The following is a 17,100-nucleotide window of genomic DNA, read 5'->3' as shown; positions in this document are numbered from 1 at the left end:
TAAATTTTACACTCTTCTTCTACGGGGTGGACGACACCCGTTATGAGGTATTGGTGTAACATCCTTTATAAGAGAGATCTCAAGGCCTGCAGCTTGCAAGGCTCTTATAGCAGTCTCCCGTCCAGGGCCTGGACCTTTAACTAACACATCTACTTTCTTCATTCCATACTCTGAAATAGCCTTTTTAGCTGCCATCTCAGCTGCAAGTTGGGCAGCAAAAGGAGTGCCTTTCTTTGTACCTTTAAAACCAGCTGTGCCACCACTACCCCAGGTAAGAACATTTCCTTCAGGATCTGTAATGGTAACAATTGTATTATTAAATGTTGAGTTTATATGCGCAACTCCTACAGGAACAATCTTCTTCTCTTTACGAGGACCTCTTGTTCTCTTCTTTTTAGCCATTTACTTAGTTTCCCTCCTGTTTTTACAAATTTTATCAGTTTTATTTAAAGCTAAAAATTATTTTTCCTTTCTCTTAGCACCTACAGTCTTTCTTGGGCCTTTTCTTGTACGTGCATTACAACGAGTTCTTTGACCTCTTACAGGTAATCCTCTCTTATGTCTAATACCACGATAACATCCTATTTCTATAAGACGCCTTATATTAGAGGCTATCTCTTGCCTTAAATCACCTTCTACTTTATAATTATTTTCGATTTCCTCTCTTAATTTGCTTATTTCTTCTTCAGTTAAATCCTTTACTCTTTTATTAGGATCAACACCAGTGGCTTGTAAAATCTTTTTGCTTGTAGTTCTTCCTATTCCATATATATATGTTAGAGCAATCTCTATTTTTTTATTGTTTGGTAAATCTACTCCTGCAATACGTGCCATTTTAAATAAAACACCTCCTATCCTTGCTTCTGTTTATGTCTTGGATTTTCGCAGATAACAAAAACTCTTCCGCCTCTCCTTACAATCTTACATTTTTCACATATTTTCTTCACCGAAGCTCTAACCTTCATCCTTATTACCCTCCTTATTTACGAATCTATATGTTATTCTTCCTTTAGTAAGATCATATATCGAAAGCTCTACTTTTACTCGATCACCTGGCATTACTCTTATAAAATTCATCCTCATTTTTCCAGATATATAAGCCATTATTTCAAGACCGTTATCTAATTGTACCTTAAATGTAGCATTTGGCAATGCCTCTTTTACCGTTCCTACAACTTCAATAACTTCTCTATCCTTTTTTGTCATAGGCCCTCCCTAATCTATGGTCAATACCTGAGGACCATTTTCAGTAATTGCTACTGTATGTTCAAAATGAGCAGAAAGTCCACCATCTACTGTAACAGCTGTCCAACCATTATTCAAAATTTTGACCTCATAACTTCCTGTAACAACCATTGGCTCTATAGCAATAACTAACCCCTCTTGTAATACAGGTCCCATTCCTGGCGGCCCATAATTAAGAACATTTGGGGGCTCGTGCAATCTCCTTCCTATACCATGCCCAACAAAATCTCTTATAACATTAAATCCATTTTTTTCAACATATTCTTGAATTGCCCATGATATATCTGAAAGTTTTGCCCCAACTTTAGCCTTCTCTATTCCACGCCAAAGAGCCTCCTCGGTAACTCTTATAAGCTTTAAAGCTAAAGGAGAAATATCTCCTATAGCATATGTTTTTGCTGCATCTAAAAAGAATCCTTTATATTCTATACCAATATCTACACTTACAATATCTCCATCTTCTATTAGTTTCTTTGTGCTTGGAATTCCATGCACTATTTCTTCATTTATTGAAACACATATTATCTCAGGATAACCCCTATAACCTTTAAAAGCTGGTTTAACGTTATAGTTATTCATAAATTCTTCTGCTCTTCTTGCCAAATCATAAGTTGTCATTCCACTTTTTAGAACTCTTTCTATCTCATTAAAAATTTTTGATAATATTCTTCCTCCTTCTCTCATAATTGCTATTTCATCTTTTGTTTTTAACTCAATTGCCATCTTTTACCACCTTTAATATCTCCTGCAAAACTTCTTCTCTATCTTTCTCAGCACTTATTGTATATATTACTTCTCTGTTTTTATAATAATCAATAAGAGGTTGGGTCTCTTTATAATAAGTCTCTAATCTTTTCTTAATAACCTCGGGATAGTCATCACTTCGTTGATATAACTCTCCTCCACAAATATCACATATTCCTTCCTTTTTAGGAGGCATAGAAGTTATATTATATATAGCCCCACAATTTTTGCAAATCCTTCTCGATGAAAGTCTTTTTATTACTAAATCATCACTTGCATCCAAATATATAACTTTTAAATCTGCATTCCTTTCATTTAAATATTTATCTAATAATTCTGCCTGCAAAATGGTCCTGGGAAAACCATCTAATATAAAACCATCCTTGCAATCTTCTTTATCTATACGATCTTTCACTACTTCCCACACAAGTTCATCAGGCACCAATTTACCAGAATCAAGAAATTCTTTAACCCTCATTCCAAGTTCAGTTTGATTCTTAATAGCTTCCCTAAATATATCCCCTGTAGAAATATGGGGGATGTTTAAGATATAACTAATTTCTTTCGCATGTGTACCTTTTCCAGCCCCTGGAGGACCTAAAAATATAATTGCTTTCATCATTTTAAAAACCCCTCATAACTTTTCATTATCATTTGAGCTTCAAGAGTCTTTATAGTCTCTAATATCACACCAACCATAATTAATATACTTGTTCCACCAAGTTGAAATTCTGTAACACCAGTAATTCTTTCAATAAAAGTAGGTAACAAAGCAATCAATCCTAAGAACACACCACCAAAAAAATTTAATCTATTTAAAGTTTTCGATAAATATTCCTCCGTTGGTTTTCCGGGTCTTACTCCTGGGATAAATCCACCATACTTCTTAAAATTCTCAGCTAAATCTGCAGGATCAAAGACTATGGATGAATAAAAGTAAGTAAATCCAAGAACAAGTAAAAAATAAATAATAGGGTAGAGAATGGAACTTGGAGAAAAAATATTCAAAATACTCTTCAACCAGCCAATTTTTACAAAAGGAATAAAACTTTGGGGGACCATAAGAATTGTAATTGCAAAAATGATTGGTATAACACCAGCTTGGTTTAATTTTAAAGGAAGATAGGTGCTTTGTCCTCCATAAACTCTTCTTCCCACAATTCTACGAGAATATTGTACAGGAATTCTTCTTTCTGCACTCTCTTCCCAAACCACACCTATAATAATCAATATCAAAAGAACAAAGAAGGCAATCACATTTAATATTCCAATCTCTCCTCTACTTAGTAAAGCAAAAGTTCTTGCTAAATCAGTTGGGAATCTTGCAACTATAGATGTTAATATGATTAAGGATACACCATTTCCTATTCCGTATTGAGAAACCTGCTCACCAAGCCACATTATAAAAGTACTTCCCGCTGTTAATGTTATTACACTACTTATTACATATAATGGAGTAAGACTTGGAATAACTTTATAATTATGCATAAAAATAGTTAATCCAAAAGCTTCAATGGCTGCTAATAAAACTGAAAGATTTCTTGCATATCTTGTGAGCTTTTTCCTTCCATCTTCTTCCTTCTTTAACTTAGCTAATGATGGAAATACAGCAGTTAAAAGTTCCATCATAATGGAAGCATTAATAAAAGGTATAATACCCATAGAAAATATAGAAAATCTTGATAGCGCTCCTCCTGTAAATAAATCTAAAAATCCTAAAGCTCCTTGGCCTTTAAAAAGATTTGATAAAGCTACCCTATCTACTCCAGGTACAGGTATATGAGCACCTAATCTATATACTGCAAAAATAAAAAGAGTAAAAAGTATCTTTTTCCTTAAATCTGGTATTCTAAAAGCCCTAGCTAAAGTATCAAACACTATTCAATCACCTCAGCTTTTCCGCCCACACTTTCTATCTTCTCTCGGGCTTTTTCACTAAAGGCATGAGCTTTCACAAAAAGAGGTTTAGTTAATTCACCATCACCAAGAATTTTTACACCATATCCAATTTCTTTTATTATTTTTTTCTCCAAAAGTATATTAGGATCAACAATCTCATTTGCATCAAACTTTTCCTCTAAAACTGAAAGATTTACTACAGTAAACTTTCTACGGGGAGGATTTGGAATACCATCCATTTTGGGTAATCTTCTAGTTAATGGGGTTTGACCACCCTCAAAACCAGGTCGTACACCATCTCCAGTCCTTGCGTTCTGACCACTCATACCTCTTCCTGCATATTTACCAGAAGCAGCATACCCACATCCCCATCTCTTAGGTCTTTTACGAGATCCTAATTTAGGCTTTAATTCAAATAATTTCAATTTTCTCCCTCCCTATTTTGGGTATTCTCTTCCTTAGGTTTTACATCTATTATCTCTCTTATCTTTTTATCTCTCATTTCAGCTACTTCAGGAATAGATCTAAGTTTTTTAAGAGCTTCAAAAGTAGCTTGAGCAAGGTTTATAGCTGTGGTAGAACCCAAAGCCTTAGCTAAAACATTTTTAATTCCTGCAAGCTCTAAAACTGCTCTCGCAGCTCCACCAGCTATAACACCTGTTCCAGGTGCAGCAGGCTTTAAAAGTATTTTAGATGCTCCTAATTTTCCATATACTTCATGTGGAATGGTACCTTTGCTTATTGATATCTTCACAGCATTCTTCTTAGCCCTTCTTACAGCTTTTCTAATAGCATCTGGCACTTCAGCAGCTTTTGCTATACCTACCCCAACAGTACCCTGCTCATCACCCACTACAACTAAGGCTCTAAAACGCAAATTTTTACCACCAGCAACCACTTTAGCTACTCTTCTTATCTCTATAACTCTTTCTTTAAAGACAGGTTCTAACTCTTTCAAAGAAGTTCCCTCCTTTTTTAGAATTCAAGGCCAGCTGCCCTTGCACTATCAGCAAGAGCCTTGACTTTACCATGATATAAAAATCCACCTCTATCAAAAACTACTTTTTTAATTCCCTTTTCTAAAGCTCTTTTTGCTATCACTTCACCCACTAATTTTGCAGCTTCTATATTCTTAGTAGATTTTAACTGTGATCTTAATTCCTTTTCCAGGGAAGAAGCCGATACTAAAGTATGACCTTTCGTATCATCAATTATCTGAGCATATATATATCTCAAGCTTTTAAAAACAGCTAATCTTGGTCTTTCAGGAGTCCCATAAATCTTTTTTCTTATTCTTAAATGCCTTACCTTTCTAAGTTCCTTTCTTGATCTTTTTATAATCATAATGTCAAACCTCCTACTTCTTACCAGCCTTACCAGCTTTTTGTCTAATCTTTTCGCCTTCGTATCTTACACCTTTCCCTTTATATGGATCTGCTGGTCTAATTCTTCTAATTATAGCTGCAAACTGCCCCACTAGTTCTTTATCAATACCCTTCACACTTATTTTAGTATTATCTTGTACTGTTACTGTAAGCCCTGTAGGAATATCAAGCTCTACGGGATGAGAAAAACCCAATTCTAACACAAGTTTATTGCCTTGTACCCTTGCTCTATATCCTGTGCCCTGCAATTCCAATCTTTTCTCAAATCCTTGTGTTACTCCTATTACCATATTATTTATTAAAGCTCTTGTTAAACCATGTAAGGCTTTAGTAAATTTTTCGTCATTAGCTCTCTCTACTACTATTTGGCCATCTACTTTCTTTACAGATACAAGAGTATGGAAAGTTCTTTCCAGCTCTCCTAAAGGACCTTTTACCTTTACCAAATTTCCATCACTTATTTCTACTTGTACATTTTGTGGTATTGGTATAGGTTTTCTTCCTATTCGTGACATATTTTACTCCTCCTTTTCTACCATACCATACAAATAAGCTCTCCACCGACCCCTAAAAGTCTTGCCTCTTTATCTGTCATAATTCCTTTAGAGGTAGATAAGATAGCAATTCCCAAACCTCCAAGAACCCTTGGAATTTCTTCTCTCTTAACATAATATCTCCTACCGGGTTTACTCACTCTTTTCAATTCCTGAATTACGGGAGTTTTTCCCTTATATTTTAGATAAATCCTAATATATTTTTGTGGGATCTCTCCTATTACCTCATATTTTGCTATATATCCTTCCTTAAGCAAAATTTCTGCAAGCTTTTCCTTAATTCTTGAATGAGGAATATCAACAGTAGGATGTCGTCTCATATTTGCATTTTTAATTCTAACTAACATATCAGCAATAGGATCTGTTACGTTCATAGCAACCCTCCTTACCAACTTGCTTTCCTAACACCTGGTAATTCGCCTTTTAAAGCTAATTCCCTAAAACATAAACGGCAAAGACCAAACTTTCTTATATATCCTCTTGGTCTTCCACATATTCTACACCTATTATATTCTCTGACTTTATACTTCTTAGGTTTAAGCCATTTTACAATTTGCGATTTCTTAGCCACAATTTCCTCCCTCGCTTTTCAAATTATTTTTTAAATGGCATTCCAAGAAGAGAAAGAAGCTCCTTAGCTTCTTCGTCTGTTTCTGCTGTTGTCACAATGGTAATATCCATCCCTCTTATTCTATCTATCTTGTCATATTCTATTTCAGGAAAAACTAACTGTTCTTTAAGACCTAAGGAGTAATTACCCCTACCATCAAAAGAATTAGGTGAAACACCTGAAAAATCTCTCACTCTTGGCAAAGCAAGATTTATCAATTTGTATAAGAAGGCATACATTCTTTCTCCTCTTAAAGTTACCTTTAATCCTATAGGCATTCCTTTCCTTAAGTGAAAGTTTGCTATAGATTTACGGGCTTTTCGTACAATAGGTTTTTGCCCTGTAATGATACTGAGATCTCGGGCTGCAGCTTCAATTGCTCCTGGATTTTGTACTGCTTCACTTACTCCAATATTTACAACAATCTTTTCAATTTTAGGTACAGCCATTGGATTTTTATATCCGAACTTCTTCATCATTGCAGGAATTACTTCTTGAATATACTTTTGCTTTAAAACTTCCATTATTACATTCCTCCCTTATTAAACACGATCAATAATTTCTTTACATTTAGAGCAAACTCTTACTTTTTTTCCATCTTCTAAAAATGTATGCTTTATCCTCGTAGGTTGGTTACAACGAGGACATATAAGCATCACTTTACACCTATATAAAGGTGCAGGTTTCTCAACTATTCCACCTTGCCTCATTTTAGCAGAAGGACGTACATGTCTTTTTACAATATTAACCCCTTCGACAACTATTTTCTCTTCAGCAGGAAGAACAGAGATAACCTTTCCTCTTTTTCCTTTATCTTTTCCTGATATTACGAGAACTAAATCACCCTTCTTAATATCCATCTCTATTCACCTCTATATGACTTCTGTTGCTAAAGAGATAATTTTCATAAAATTCTTTTCCCTTAATTCTCTGGCTACTGGGCCAAAAACTCTTGTTCCTCTTGGATTACCATCCTTATCAATTATTACTGCCGCATTATCATCAAACCTTACATAAGATCCATCTTTCCTTCTTATAGTTCTTCTTGTTCTAATAACCACAGCATATACTACATCACCCTTCTTGATATTAGCTCTTGGAACAGCATCTTTTACGCTGGCCACTATAATATCTCCAACCTGAGCTACTCTCTTTTTTCCTAAAATTCTAAAGCACATTATCTCTTTAGCTCCACTATTATCTGCTACTACCAATCTAGTTTGAGGCATTATCATTTAAATCACCTTCCCTTATACTGTCATTAGTAATATTCTCTTCCACGTTTTCCCCAGATAAGGTAGGTATTAATTCTGCTTTTTTCAAGATCTTTACTAATCTCCATCTTTTTTCTTTTGATAGTGGTCTTGTTTCCCTTATTAATACAATATCACCTTCACGAGCTTCTTGAAGCTCATCATGAGCCTTATACTTTTTCCTTCTTGTTACTGTTTTCTTATATAATGGATGAGTATAAGTCTGTTCTACTAAAACAACAATAGTTTTTTGCATTTTTGCACTTACAACTTTTCCTATCATTTCTTTTCTCTTGCCACTCATTTAATCTCTCTCCTTAAATTAAGATTTTTTAAGTTCACGCTCTCTCAGAATAGTAAGAATTCGAGCAATATCTTTTCTTATTTCCTTCAATCTATGAGGATTAGTTAACCCACCTGTTGATTGTTGTACTCGGAGATTAAAAAGCTCTGATCTCAATTTCTTTAATTCTTCCATTAACTCTTCATTGGTTTTTTCTCTTAACTCCATAGCTCTTCTCCCCATATATTAATCACCACCCAATTCTCTTGTTACAAATCTTGTCTTAATAGGTAATTTACTCCCAGCTATTCTTACTGCTTCCATGGCTTCTTCCTTAGGGATTCCTCCAATTTCAAAAAGTATTGTACCTGGCTTTACTACTGCTACCCATCCTTTAACATCACCTTTGCCTCCACCCATTCTACTTTCTGCAGGCCTTGCTGTTACAGATTTGTCTGGAAAAATCCTAATCCATATTCTTCCATTTTTCCCAGCATGTCTTGTAAGAGTTCTTCTTACAGCCTCTATTTGTTCACTCGTTATCCATGCTGGAGCTAAAGCTTGTATACCATAATCACCAAATACTACCCTATTACCACGCGTAGCTACTCCCTTCAATCTTCCACGATGTTGTTTTCTATGTTTAACTCTTTTAGGCATCAACATCGTAATTCACCTCATCTTTCTCATACATATCTTCATCTATAACCTTTTGAGGTGTAGCCTTTTCCGGTAACTCTTGAATAGGTTCTTTATGAAGTTCAGGAATATCTCCTTTATATATCCAAACTTTTACTCCTATTACTCCTGATATAGTGAAAGCCTCCGCAAAACCATAATCAATATCAGCAGTTAAAGTCTGCAAGGGAATACGGCCTTCTCTAAACCACTCTGATCTTGCAATTTCTGCACCATTAAGTCTTCCACTACACATTACTTTTATACCCTTTGCTCCAGCCCTTAAAGCTCTATTTATTGCTTGTTTCATTGCTCTCTTATAACTTATTCTTTTTTCTATTTGCATTGCTATATTCTCAGCTACAAGTTGGGCATCAAGTTCTGGATTTTTTACTTCTATCACATTAACAAAAACATTTTTATTAGTTAATTTAACAAGATTTTTCCTTATATTTTCAATTTCACTTCCACCTCTTCCAATGAGTACACCAGGCCTTGCAGTATGAATTGTTATATCAACTCTATTTATAGCTTTTCTCTCAATCTCAACACGTGATATTCCTGCTTGGTAGTAGTTCTTTTTAATATAATTTCTTATAGCCCAATCTTCATGTATTAAGGAGGAATAATCAGATTTTTCAGCATACCAATGACTTTTCCAATCTTTTGTTATACCTAATCTAAAACCATAAGGGTGTGTCTTCTGCCCCATATTATTCTTCCTCCTTCTCTTTTAAATAGATTACTATATGACTATTTCTAATTTGTATAATATCTGCCCTTCCTCTTGCACGTGGATTTAACCTCTTCCAACGTGGACCCTCATTTACAAAAGCCTTTGATACATATAATCTTTCAGCCCTAAGTCCATAATTGTGTTCAGCATTTGCTTTAGCAGATCTCAAACATTTTAGTATAAAATGTGCAGCTTTATGAGGAAGGTTTTCTAAAATAGCCTCAGCCTCACTAACCATTTTACCCCTTACAAGATCAATAACCCTTCTTGCCTTGTAAGGAGATATTCTAATATATTTGCTTTCAGCCTTTACTTCAATCATCTAAATTCAACCTCCCTACTTAATCGCTGTAATACGAGCAGTAGGTATTCTGTGACCTGTAAATGTTCTTGTAGGAGCAAATTCTCCCAATCTGTGCCCTATCATATTCTCTGTAATATACACTGGAATATGCTTTCTTCCATTATATACAGCAATAGTATGTCCTACCATTTCTGGAACAATAACAGATCTCCTAGACCAAGTCTTAATAATTCTTTTTTCGCCTTTCTCATTTAACTCTCTTATCTTTTTAAGAAGTTTTGGATCTACATATGGACCCTTTTTTAATGAACGACCCATGAGCTCCTCCCCTTTACTTCATTTCTTTTTTGTCATTTGCTCTTTGAATTATGAAACGATCAGAAGGCTTTCTCTTTTTCCTTGTCTTGTACCCAAGAGTTGGTTTACCCCAAGGAGTAAGAGGTCCTGGATGACCTATAGGTGCCTTACCCTCACCACCTCCGTGAGGATGATCTACAGCATTCATAGCAGAACCTCTTACATGAGGTCTTCTACCAAGCCATCTGCTTCTCCCTGCTTTTCCTAAGGATATGTTCTGATTATCCACATTACTTACCTGACCGATAGTTGCTCTACAATTTAAATCAAACAACCTTATTTCGCCCGATGGGAGCCTTACGTATGCCCATTTTCCTTCTTTACCTAAGATTTGAGCAGCTGTTCCAGCAGCCCTTACAAGTTGACCGCCTCTTCCAGGATATAACTCCAAATTATGAATCAATGTTCCATCAGGAATATTCTTTAAAGGAAGATTATTCCCTACTTTAATATCAACATTTTCGCCAGACATAATAATATCTCCAACTTTTAAACCTTCTGGTGCTATAATGTATCTTTTCTCTCCATCAGCATAATATAATAACGCTATCCTGGCAGTTCTATTTGGATCATACTCTATACTTGCTACTTTAGCTGGTATTCCATCTTTATCTCTCCTGAAATCAATTATTCTATAAAGTCTCTTATGACCACCACCTCTAAATCTTGTAGTAACATGGCCAAAATTATTCCTTCCACCACTTTTCTTAAGTGGTTTTAGCAGAGATTTTTCAGGTTCTTCTTTAGTAATCTCTGAAAAATCAGGCAATATTAAATGTCTTAATCCAGGTGTAATAGGTTTAAACTTTTTAAGTCCCATTCTTTTCTACCTCCTATACTCCACTAATAAGCTCTATTTTATAACCTGGTTCTAAAGTTACTATGGCTTTCTTTCTTGTTGAAGTAAATCCTTGAGAAAGACCCAATCTACGTCTTTTTGGTTTTTCGTTTATTATAGCCACCTTTTTAACCTTTACCTTAAAAATTTCCTCAACTGCTTTTCCAACTTCTATTTTATTTGTATCCTTAGCCACTTCAAAAACATACTTACCTTCTTTAGCCAAATTTAAACTTTTTTCAGTAAGAACAGGCTTTATAATAACAGTGTATGGATCTCTCATTTCAAAAATGCCTCCTCTATTACAGGTATAGCATCAACAGTCAATACCAAATAATCATATTTTAATAAATCATATACATTAAGACAAGATGCTACCATCGTTTTTACATTCTCTAAATTCATAGCAGCTCTTTTTAATGTTTCATCTTTTTGAGGTATACCTATAAGTACTTTTGCTTCTTTTAATCCAAAATTATTTAATATATTTACCAACTCTTTTGTTTTGGGTTGTGATAATTCAATTTTATCCAAAATATAAAGGTTATTTTCCTTAAGCTTAGTAGATAATGCAGATCTTATTGCAAGTCTTCTCACCTTCTTAGGAATCTTATAAGAATAATCACGAGGTTTTGGACCAAAAGGTCTACCTCCACCTACCCAATGAGTAGCTTTTCTATCACCCTGTCTTGCATGACCTGTACCTTTTTGAGGCCAAACCTTTCTACCACTTCTATTTACCTCTTCTCTCCTCTTGGTAGAATGAGTACCCTGTCTACCATTAGCTAAATGCATGACCACACATGTGTAGAAAAGGTCAGGTCTTTTCTCTATTCCAAATAATTCATCTTTTAACTCAATCTCTCCAATCTTTTCTGCTTTTTGGTTATATACAGGTACTTGAATCATTTTTCTATCCCCTTCCTATTACTTTATATCCTTAACAGCCTTTCTGATAATTAATAAATTACCTACAGGACCAGGAACAGCACCTTTAACCAAAATTAAATCTTTTTCTTTATCTACCTTTACAATCTTTAGATTTTGAACAGTGATAGTTTCATTGCCCCATCTTCCTGCCATTTTCTGACCTTTCATTACATGCTGAACTCCACCAGCACCAATTGACGCTCTTCTTCTATGAAATTTAGAACCATGAGACATTCTACCACGTGCAAAATTCCACAATTTGATATGTCCAGTATATCCATGCCCTTTACTCTTACCAGTTACGTCAACCAATTCTCCTTCTTGAAATATTTCTACTTTTATCTCTTGACCAGGAACAAAATCTGAAGTATTAAATACTCTTACTTCCTTTATAACTTTAAAGGGCGGAAATCCCAATTTTTTAAATATACCTAACAATGGCTTATTTAGCTTACTCTCTTTACACCTTTCAAACCCTAATTGAATAGCATTATATCCATCTTTTTCTTTAGTTTTTACATTTAATATAAGGCAAGGTCCACTCTTTATTACTGTTACTGGTATAACCTCGCCATTTTCACCAAAAATCTGGGTCATTCCAACTTTTCTGCCTAATATAGCTTTTGTTGTAGGAGCAGCCATAGTCTTTACCCCTCTCTATGTTTTAATTTCAACTTCAACACCAGCTGGAAGCTCTAAATTCATAAGAGCTTCCACTGTTTTTGCTGTTGGATTTTCTATATCAATTAGTCTTTTATGAATCCTTATTTCAAAATGTTCTCCAGAGTTTTTATTCACGTGTGGAGAACGTAATACCCAATATCTTGTAACCTTTGTAGGAAGAGGAATAGGGCCAGAAATCTTAGCCCCAGTTCCTCTTACTGTTTCTATAATCTTTTTAGTTGATTGATCAAGAACTCTGTGATCAAATGCTTTTAATTTAATTCTTATTTTTTGTCTATCTGAATAACTACTCATGTCTACTGATCGCCCCCATTATTCAATAATTTTAGTTACGACACCTGCACCAACAGTCTTTCCACCTTCTCTGATTGCAAATCTTAAACCTTCCTCTAATGCTACAGGCTTTATTAACTTTATCTCCATCTCTATATTGTCCCCTGGCATTACCATCTGTACTCCCTCAGGTAATTTTATCTCCCCTGTTACATCAGTAGTCCTGAAATAAAATTGTGGCTTATATCCACTGAAAAATGGCGTGTGCCTTCCCCCTTCTTCCTTCTTTAATACGTATACTTGCGCCTTGAAATGCGTATGTGGCTTTATACTCCCTGGCGCCGCTACTACTTGTCCCCTCTCTACTTCATCTTTGTCTATCCCTCTTAATAATATCCCTATGTTGTCTCCAGCTATCGCTTCATCTAATTGCTTCCTGAACATCTCTACCCCTGTTACTACACTCTTCTTTATCTCATCTGTTAACCCTACTATCTCTACTTCATCCCCTACCTTCACTCTTCCTCTCTCTACTCTCCCCGTAACTACTGTCCCTCTACCAGTTATGCTAAATATGTCCTCTATTGGCATTAAAAATGGCTTGTCTACATCTCTCTCAGGTAATGGTATGTAACTGTCTACCGCATCCATTAATTCCCATATCGCATCTACCCACTTGTCCTCCCCTCTCTTCGTGTTCGGATTCTGACTCATTACCTCTACCGCTTTTAATGCTGACCCCCTTATTACTGGTACTTCATCCCCTGGATATCCATACTTCGTTAATAAGTCCCTTACTTCCATCTCCACTAAGTCCACAATCTCTGGATCATCTACCATGTCTATCTTGTTTAAAAATACTACTATGTATGGCACGTTTACTTGCCTCGCTAATAGTATGTGCTCCCTCGTCTGCGGCATTGGCCCATCCGCCGCTGATACTACTAAGATCGCTCCATCCATCTGTGCAGCCCCTGTTATCATGTTCTTTATATAGTCAGCATGCCCTGGCGCATCTATGTGCGCATAATGCCTGTTTGGTGTCTCATATTCCGCATGATATAAGTTTATCGTCACTCCTCTCGCCCTCTCCTCAGGCGCTTTATCTATGTCTTCATACTTCAATGGCTTCGCTAACCCTTCCGCCGCTAATACCATCGTTATGGCCGACGTTAATGTCGTCTTACCATGGTCTACGTGACCTATCGTACCTATGTTTACATGTGGCTTCGTCCTTACAAATTTCTCCTTCGCCATCCTTTATCTCCTCCTATTCATTATTTTTTAAAATTTGAAGATAAGATTTTTTCCTGAATATTTAATGGCATTTCTTCATAATGAGAGAACTCCATTGAGAATATTCCTCTTCCCTGAGTTAATGAACGGAGAGTTGTAGCGTAGCCAAAGATCTCAGCAAGAGGAACAAGGGCTTTTATAACTCTTGAATTATTTATAAATTCAATTTTTTCTATTCTTCCTCTTCTGCTATTAAGATCTCCTATAACATCACCCATATATTCTTCAGGAACAATTATTTCTAACTTCATTATTGGTTCAAGAAGAACTGGATCACCCTTTAAAACACCATCTTTAAAGGCTTGTGAGGCTGCTATCTTAAATGCCATATCTGAAGAATCTACTTCATGATAAGACCCATCAAAAAGAGTAACTCTTATATCAGTGACAGGATACCCTGCTAATACACCTCTATCTGCAGCCTCTCTCACGCCTGCTTCAACAGCAGGAATGAATTGCTGCGGTATAACACCACCCACTATCTTATTAACAAATTCAAGTCCGCTTCCCCTTGGTAATGGCTCAAACTCAAGCCATACATGCCCATATTGACCTCTACCACCAGTCTGCCTAATGTATTTTCCTTCCATCTTTACTGGTTTTCTTATAGTTTCTCTATAGGAGACCTGAGGTTTACCCACATTAGCATTAACCTTAAATTCTCTCTTCAAACGATCAACAATAATCTCCAAATGTAACTCTCCCATACCATGAATAAGAGTCTGACCTGTTTCTTCATCATAAGTTACCCTAAAAGTAGGATCCTCTTCTGCAAGTCTTTGTAAAGCAAGACTAAGTTTGTCTTGTTCCTCGGTACTCTTAGGTTCAATTGCAACAGAAATAACAGGTTCTGGAAATGACATTCCTTCAAGAATTATAGGTCTATTCTCATCACATAAAGTATCTCCAGTGGTTGTATATTTTAAGCCTACAGCAGCAGCTATATCTCCTACATATACTACATCAATATCTTCTCTATGATTTGCATGCATTTGAAGAAGCCTTCCAATCCTTTCTTTTTTACCTTTCGTAGAATTATAAACGTAGCTCCCTTTCTCTAATTTACCTGAGTATACTCTAAAATAAGTTAACCTCCCTACATAAGGATCAGTCATAACCTTAAAAGCAAGAGCAACAAAAGATTCATCTTCGCTAACTATTCTTATCTCTTCTTCTCCAGTTATAGGATTTATACCTTTAACAGGTGGCAAATCCAATGGAGAAGGTAAGTAGTCAATAACAGCATCAAGCAAGGGCTGAACACCCTTATTTTTAAAAGCAGATCCACATAATGCTGGATATAATATTCCCTCAATAGTTGCTCTTCTTAACACCTTTTTTAGTTCTGATACAGGAATATCCTCTCCTTCTAAATATTTCTCTAAGAGCTCGTCATCGAGCTCTACAATTTTTTCAACAAGTTTATGTCTGTATTCTTCTGCTTGTTCTTTTAACTCTTCAGGTATTTCTGTAATTTCCCACTTAATACCAAGATCATCATAATAAACAATTGCTTTTCTCTCTAAAAGATCTATAACACCCTTAAAATTATCTTCGCTACCAATAGGTATTTGAACAGGTGCCACATTGACTCCTAATCTATCTTCAATCATTTCTACAACCCTGAAAAAGTTAGCACCCACCCTATCCATCTTATTTACAAATATGATTCTTGGCACATTATATTTAGTAGCCTGTCTCCATACAGTTTCAGATTGTGGTTGTACACCAGCAACCCCACAGAAAACAGCTATAAGGCCATCCAAAACCCTCATTGATCTTTCAACTTCAACAGTAAAGTCTACGTGTCCTGGTGTATCAATTATATTGATAACATGATCCTTCCAGCGACAAGTTGTAGTAGCAGCTGTTATGGTTATTCCTCTTTCCCTTTCTTGCTCCATCCAGTCCATTGTAGCAGTTCCTTCATGTACTTCGCCTAATTTATGAGTTCTTCCTGTATAAAACAGTATCCTCTCAGTAAGTGTAGTCTTACCTGCATCTATATGAGCCGCTATTCCTATATTTCTTAATTTATCCAGTGGAAATCTAGGCACTTTTATCTTCCTCCTTTTTAATTACCATCTATAATGAGCAAAAGCCTTATTAGCTTCTGCCATTCTATGCATTTCTTCTCTCTTCTTAATAGCCCCTCCTGTATTATTGAGAGCATCTAAAATCTCAGCTGCGAGCCTCTCTCTCATAGGCATACCCTTTCTTTCTCTTGCAGCTCTTACAAGCCACCTTAAAGCAAGAGAAAGTCCTCTTCGTGGAGGAACTTCTATAGGTACTTGATAAGTAGCTCCTCCTACTCTCCTTGGTCTTACTTCAAGAAGTGGAGTTAAATTTTGTACTGCTTTTTCTAAAACAGTTAAAGGATCTTGCTTTGTTTTATCTCTAATTATTTCCATTGCTCCATATACAATTTTTTCAGCAGTACTTTTTTTACCATCCAACATAACCTTATTTATCAACTTTTGTACAAGTACACTATTATAAACAGGATCAGGCGGAATCTCTCTTGGAGTAACAGGTCCTCTACGAGGCATTATTTCTTACCTCCCTCTTTTGGACGCTTAGTTCCATATTTTGATCTTCCTTGTTTTCTGCCTTCAACGCCAGCAGCATCTAAGGCACCACGTATAATGTGATATCGTACACCTGGTAGGTCCTTAACACGTCCTCCTCTTACAAGAACTACAGAGTGTTCTTGAAGATTATGGCCAATACCAGGAATATATGCCCATACTTCAACTCCATTAGTAAGCCTTACTCTTGCTACCTTTCTTAAAGCAGAGTTAGGCTTTTTGGGAGTCATTGTAGTAACACGAATACATACTCCCCTCTTTTGGGGATTACCCATAAGGGCTGGCGACTTACTTTTTCTCTCTTTTGGCTTCCTTCCTTTTTTTACTAATTGATTTATGGTAGGCAAAATTACACCTCCTACTCTATATCTTTTTGAAATTTTTATTAACAACTATAAAAGTATGCCCCTAAAAGCAAGCGAAAAAGTTTATCATTATATACT

The 17,100-nt window shown here is 35.7% G+C and carries 30 protein-coding genes and 1 pseudogene; all 31 read right to left on the bottom strand.

What is annotated here, in order from left to right; genetic code table 11:
- Positions 1-6: 6 nt before the first annotated feature.
- The 31 genes and pseudogenes from rpsK to rpsL all read right to left on the bottom strand — a co-directional run bounded on the left by rpsK (position 7) and on the right by rpsL (position 17,004).
- Positions 7-402, bottom strand: a complete 396-nt coding sequence (gene rpsK, locus ACY3JJ_RS05310; RefSeq protein ID WP_463082219.1) for a 30S ribosomal protein S11 — start codon at positions 400-402, stop codon at positions 7-9.
- Positions 403-459: 57 nt separating this feature from the next.
- Positions 460-834, bottom strand: a complete 375-nt coding sequence (gene rpsM / locus ACY3JJ_RS05305) for a 30S ribosomal protein S13 (RefSeq protein WP_463082220.1) — start codon at positions 832-834, stop codon at positions 460-462.
- A gap of 17 nt (positions 835-851) precedes the next feature.
- Positions 852-965 carry a 50S ribosomal protein L36 gene (rpmJ, locus tag ACY3JJ_RS05300; protein ID WP_148805503.1) on the bottom strand — a complete coding sequence of 38 codons (114 nt, stop codon included), beginning with the start codon at positions 963-965 and terminating at the stop codon, positions 852-854.
- On the bottom strand, positions 955-1,206 hold the full coding sequence (infA, locus tag ACY3JJ_RS05295) for a translation initiation factor IF-1 (protein ID WP_463082222.1): 252 nt from the start codon (positions 1,204-1,206) through the stop codon (positions 955-957). Before infA ends, rpmJ begins: the two co-directional genes overlap by 11 nt.
- 9 nt (positions 1,207-1,215) lie before the next feature.
- Positions 1,216-1,968 (bottom strand): type I methionyl aminopeptidase, encoded by a 753-nt coding sequence (gene map / locus ACY3JJ_RS05290; protein ID WP_463091124.1) that lies wholly within the window; start codon positions 1,966-1,968, stop codon positions 1,216-1,218.
- On the bottom strand, positions 1,958-2,611 hold the full coding sequence (locus ACY3JJ_RS05285) for an adenylate kinase (RefSeq protein ID WP_463091123.1): 654 nt from the start codon (positions 2,609-2,611) through the stop codon (positions 1,958-1,960). The genes map and ACY3JJ_RS05285 overlap by 11 nt, the downstream gene beginning before the upstream one ends.
- On the bottom strand, positions 2,608-3,867 hold the full coding sequence (gene secY, locus ACY3JJ_RS05280) for a preprotein translocase subunit SecY (RefSeq protein ID WP_463091122.1): 1,260 nt from the start codon (positions 3,865-3,867) through the stop codon (positions 2,608-2,610). The genes ACY3JJ_RS05285 and secY overlap by 4 nt, the downstream gene beginning before the upstream one ends.
- A complete protein-coding gene (rplO, locus tag ACY3JJ_RS05275) occupies positions 3,867-4,313 on the bottom strand; it encodes a 50S ribosomal protein L15 (protein ID WP_463091121.1) in 447 nt (148 codons plus the stop codon). Before rplO ends, secY begins: the two co-directional genes overlap by 1 nt.
- Positions 4,310-4,846 carry a 30S ribosomal protein S5 gene (gene rpsE, locus ACY3JJ_RS05270; RefSeq protein WP_463091120.1) on the bottom strand — a complete coding sequence of 179 codons (537 nt, stop codon included), beginning with the start codon at positions 4,844-4,846 and terminating at the stop codon, positions 4,310-4,312. The genes rplO and rpsE overlap by 4 nt, the downstream gene beginning before the upstream one ends.
- A gap of 17 nt (positions 4,847-4,863) precedes the next feature.
- The gene (rplR, locus tag ACY3JJ_RS05265) at positions 4,864-5,232 is read right to left on the bottom strand and encodes a 50S ribosomal protein L18 (protein WP_463082228.1); all 369 of its coding nucleotides are present in this window, start codon (positions 5,230-5,232) and stop codon (positions 4,864-4,866) included.
- 13 nt (positions 5,233-5,245) lie between these two features.
- A complete protein-coding gene (gene rplF, locus ACY3JJ_RS05260; protein WP_463091119.1) occupies positions 5,246-5,788 on the bottom strand; it encodes a 50S ribosomal protein L6 in 543 nt (180 codons plus the stop codon).
- A gap of 17 nt (positions 5,789-5,805) precedes the next feature.
- Positions 5,806-6,201 (bottom strand): 30S ribosomal protein S8, encoded by a 396-nt coding sequence (gene rpsH, locus ACY3JJ_RS05255; protein ID WP_463082230.1) that lies wholly within the window; start codon positions 6,199-6,201, stop codon positions 5,806-5,808.
- Between the two features lie 11 nt (positions 6,202-6,212).
- Entirely contained in the window at positions 6,213-6,398 is a 186-nt protein-coding gene (locus tag ACY3JJ_RS05250) for a type Z 30S ribosomal protein S14 (protein WP_012548533.1), read from the bottom strand.
- 23 nt (positions 6,399-6,421) lie between these two features.
- Positions 6,422-6,961: a 50S ribosomal protein L5 gene (rplE, locus tag ACY3JJ_RS05245; RefSeq protein WP_463082231.1), complete on the bottom strand. Its 540-nt coding sequence runs from the start codon at positions 6,959-6,961 to the stop codon at positions 6,422-6,424.
- Between the two features lie 18 nt (positions 6,962-6,979).
- A complete protein-coding gene (rplX, locus tag ACY3JJ_RS05240; protein ID WP_463091118.1) occupies positions 6,980-7,297 on the bottom strand; it encodes a 50S ribosomal protein L24 in 318 nt (105 codons plus the stop codon).
- Between the two features lie 12 nt (positions 7,298-7,309).
- On the bottom strand, positions 7,310-7,672 hold the full coding sequence (gene rplN, locus ACY3JJ_RS05235; RefSeq protein WP_463082233.1) for a 50S ribosomal protein L14: 363 nt from the start codon (positions 7,670-7,672) through the stop codon (positions 7,310-7,312).
- Positions 7,673-7,745: 73 nt separating this feature from the next.
- Positions 7,746-7,994, bottom strand: a pseudogene (gene rpsQ / locus ACY3JJ_RS05230) (30S ribosomal protein S17); the annotation flags it as partial.
- Between the two features lie 18 nt (positions 7,995-8,012).
- Positions 8,013-8,216, bottom strand: coding sequence for a 50S ribosomal protein L29 (gene rpmC / locus ACY3JJ_RS05225; RefSeq protein WP_463082234.1), 204 nt, complete (start codon positions 8,214-8,216; stop codon positions 8,013-8,015).
- Between the two features lie 3 nt (positions 8,217-8,219).
- The gene (rplP, locus tag ACY3JJ_RS05220) at positions 8,220-8,639 is read right to left on the bottom strand and encodes a 50S ribosomal protein L16 (protein ID WP_463082235.1); all 420 of its coding nucleotides are present in this window, start codon (positions 8,637-8,639) and stop codon (positions 8,220-8,222) included.
- Complete coding sequence (rpsC, locus tag ACY3JJ_RS05215) at positions 8,626-9,363, bottom strand: 30S ribosomal protein S3 (protein WP_463091117.1); 738 nt, start codon at positions 9,361-9,363, stop codon at positions 8,626-8,628. The genes rplP and rpsC overlap by 14 nt, the downstream gene beginning before the upstream one ends.
- Position 9,364: 1 nt before the next feature.
- Positions 9,365-9,709, bottom strand: coding sequence for a 50S ribosomal protein L22 (rplV, locus tag ACY3JJ_RS05210; RefSeq protein WP_148805470.1), 345 nt, complete (start codon positions 9,707-9,709; stop codon positions 9,365-9,367).
- A gap of 15 nt (positions 9,710-9,724) precedes the next feature.
- Positions 9,725-10,009: a 30S ribosomal protein S19 gene (rpsS, locus tag ACY3JJ_RS05205; protein WP_012547998.1), complete on the bottom strand. Its 285-nt coding sequence runs from the start codon at positions 10,007-10,009 to the stop codon at positions 9,725-9,727.
- Positions 10,010-10,022: 13 nt separating this feature from the next.
- A complete protein-coding gene (gene rplB, locus ACY3JJ_RS05200) occupies positions 10,023-10,868 on the bottom strand; it encodes a 50S ribosomal protein L2 (protein WP_463082238.1) in 846 nt (281 codons plus the stop codon).
- A 13-nt stretch (positions 10,869-10,881) separates the two neighbouring features.
- The gene (gene rplW / locus ACY3JJ_RS05195) at positions 10,882-11,169 is read right to left on the bottom strand and encodes a 50S ribosomal protein L23 (RefSeq protein ID WP_463082239.1); all 288 of its coding nucleotides are present in this window, start codon (positions 11,167-11,169) and stop codon (positions 10,882-10,884) included.
- Positions 11,166-11,795 carry a 50S ribosomal protein L4 gene (gene rplD, locus ACY3JJ_RS05190; protein ID WP_463091116.1) on the bottom strand — a complete coding sequence of 210 codons (630 nt, stop codon included), beginning with the start codon at positions 11,793-11,795 and terminating at the stop codon, positions 11,166-11,168. The genes rplW and rplD overlap by 4 nt, the downstream gene beginning before the upstream one ends.
- Before the next feature lie 18 nt (positions 11,796-11,813).
- Complete coding sequence (gene rplC, locus ACY3JJ_RS05185; protein ID WP_463091115.1) at positions 11,814-12,458, bottom strand: 50S ribosomal protein L3; 645 nt, start codon at positions 12,456-12,458, stop codon at positions 11,814-11,816.
- Between the two features lie 15 nt (positions 12,459-12,473).
- Complete coding sequence (gene rpsJ, locus ACY3JJ_RS05180; RefSeq protein WP_148805460.1) at positions 12,474-12,794, bottom strand: 30S ribosomal protein S10; 321 nt, start codon at positions 12,792-12,794, stop codon at positions 12,474-12,476.
- Between the two features lie 18 nt (positions 12,795-12,812).
- Positions 12,813-14,030: an elongation factor Tu gene (gene tuf, locus ACY3JJ_RS05175; protein ID WP_463091114.1), complete on the bottom strand. Its 1,218-nt coding sequence runs from the start codon at positions 14,028-14,030 to the stop codon at positions 12,813-12,815.
- 20 nt (positions 14,031-14,050) lie between these two features.
- Positions 14,051-16,126: an elongation factor G gene (gene fusA / locus ACY3JJ_RS05170; protein WP_463091113.1), complete on the bottom strand. Its 2,076-nt coding sequence runs from the start codon at positions 16,124-16,126 to the stop codon at positions 14,051-14,053.
- Positions 16,127-16,147: 21 nt separating this feature from the next.
- Positions 16,148-16,618, bottom strand: coding sequence for a 30S ribosomal protein S7 (rpsG, locus tag ACY3JJ_RS05165; protein ID WP_463091112.1), 471 nt, complete (start codon positions 16,616-16,618; stop codon positions 16,148-16,150).
- Positions 16,618-17,004 (bottom strand): 30S ribosomal protein S12, encoded by a 387-nt coding sequence (gene rpsL, locus ACY3JJ_RS05160; protein WP_148805443.1) that lies wholly within the window; start codon positions 17,002-17,004, stop codon positions 16,618-16,620. Before rpsL ends, rpsG begins: the two co-directional genes overlap by 1 nt.
- Positions 17,005-17,100: the final 96 nt, after the last annotated feature.

Source organism: Dictyoglomus sp. DH, assembly GCF_055181375.1.
This window is presented reverse-complemented; position numbering and strand designations above follow the sequence as displayed.

Coding starts and splice junctions, on each gene's coding strand:
- rpsK (WP_463082219.1), bottom strand. CDS start 402: ATGGCTAAAAAGAAGAGAACAAGAGGTCCTCGTAAAGAGAAGAAGATT.
- rpsM (WP_463082220.1), bottom strand. CDS start 834: ATGGCACGTATTGCAGGAGTAGATTTACCAAACAATAAAAAAATAGAG.
- rpmJ (WP_148805503.1), bottom strand. CDS start 965: ATGAAGGTTAGAGCTTCGGTGAAGAAAATATGTGAAAAATGTAAGATT.
- infA (WP_463082222.1), bottom strand. CDS start 1,206: ATGACAAAAAAGGATAGAGAAGTTATTGAAGTTGTAGGAACGGTAAAA.
- map (WP_463091124.1), bottom strand. CDS start 1,968: ATGGCAATTGAGTTAAAAACAAAAGATGAAATAGCAATTATGAGAGAA.
- ACY3JJ_RS05285 (WP_463091123.1), bottom strand. CDS start 2,611: ATGATGAAAGCAATTATATTTTTAGGTCCTCCAGGGGCTGGAAAAGGT.
- rplR (WP_463082228.1), bottom strand. CDS start 5,232: ATGATTATAAAAAGATCAAGAAAGGAACTTAGAAAGGTAAGGCATTTA.
- rplF (WP_463091119.1), bottom strand. CDS start 5,788: ATGTCACGAATAGGAAGAAAACCTATACCAATACCACAAAATGTACAA.
- rpsH (WP_463082230.1), bottom strand. CDS start 6,201: ATGAACGTAACAGATCCTATTGCTGATATGTTAGTTAGAATTAAAAAT.
- rplE (WP_463082231.1), bottom strand. CDS start 6,961: ATGGAAGTTTTAAAGCAAAAGTATATTCAAGAAGTAATTCCTGCAATG.
- rplX (WP_463091118.1), bottom strand. CDS start 7,297: ATGGATATTAAGAAGGGTGATTTAGTTCTCGTAATATCAGGAAAAGAT.
- rplN (WP_463082233.1), bottom strand. CDS start 7,672: ATGATAATGCCTCAAACTAGATTGGTAGTAGCAGATAATAGTGGAGCT.
- rpmC (WP_463082234.1), bottom strand. CDS start 8,216: ATGGGGAGAAGAGCTATGGAGTTAAGAGAAAAAACCAATGAAGAGTTA.
- rplP (WP_463082235.1), bottom strand. CDS start 8,639: ATGTTGATGCCTAAAAGAGTTAAACATAGAAAACAACATCGTGGAAGA.
- rpsC (WP_463091117.1), bottom strand. CDS start 9,363: ATGGGGCAGAAGACACACCCTTATGGTTTTAGATTAGGTATAACAAAA.
- rplV (WP_148805470.1), bottom strand. CDS start 9,709: ATGATTGAAGTAAAGGCTGAAAGCAAATATATTAGAATATCTCCTTAC.
- rpsS (WP_012547998.1), bottom strand. CDS start 10,009: ATGGGTCGTTCATTAAAAAAGGGTCCATATGTAGATCCAAAACTTCTT.
- rplB (WP_463082238.1), bottom strand. CDS start 10,868: ATGGGACTTAAAAAGTTTAAACCTATTACACCTGGATTAAGACATTTA.
- rplW (WP_463082239.1), bottom strand. CDS start 11,169: ATGAGAGATCCATACACTGTTATTATAAAGCCTGTTCTTACTGAAAAA.
- rplD (WP_463091116.1), bottom strand. CDS start 11,795: ATGATTCAAGTACCTGTATATAACCAAAAAGCAGAAAAGATTGGAGAG.
- rplC (WP_463091115.1), bottom strand. CDS start 12,458: ATGGCTGCTCCTACAACAAAAGCTATATTAGGCAGAAAAGTTGGAATG.
- rpsJ (WP_148805460.1), bottom strand. CDS start 12,794: ATGAGTAGTTATTCAGATAGACAAAAAATAAGAATTAAATTAAAAGCA.
- tuf (WP_463091114.1), bottom strand. CDS start 14,030: ATGGCGAAGGAGAAATTTGTAAGGACGAAGCCACATGTAAACATAGGT.
- rpsG (WP_463091112.1), bottom strand. CDS start 16,618: ATGCCTCGTAGAGGACCTGTTACTCCAAGAGAGATTCCGCCTGATCCT.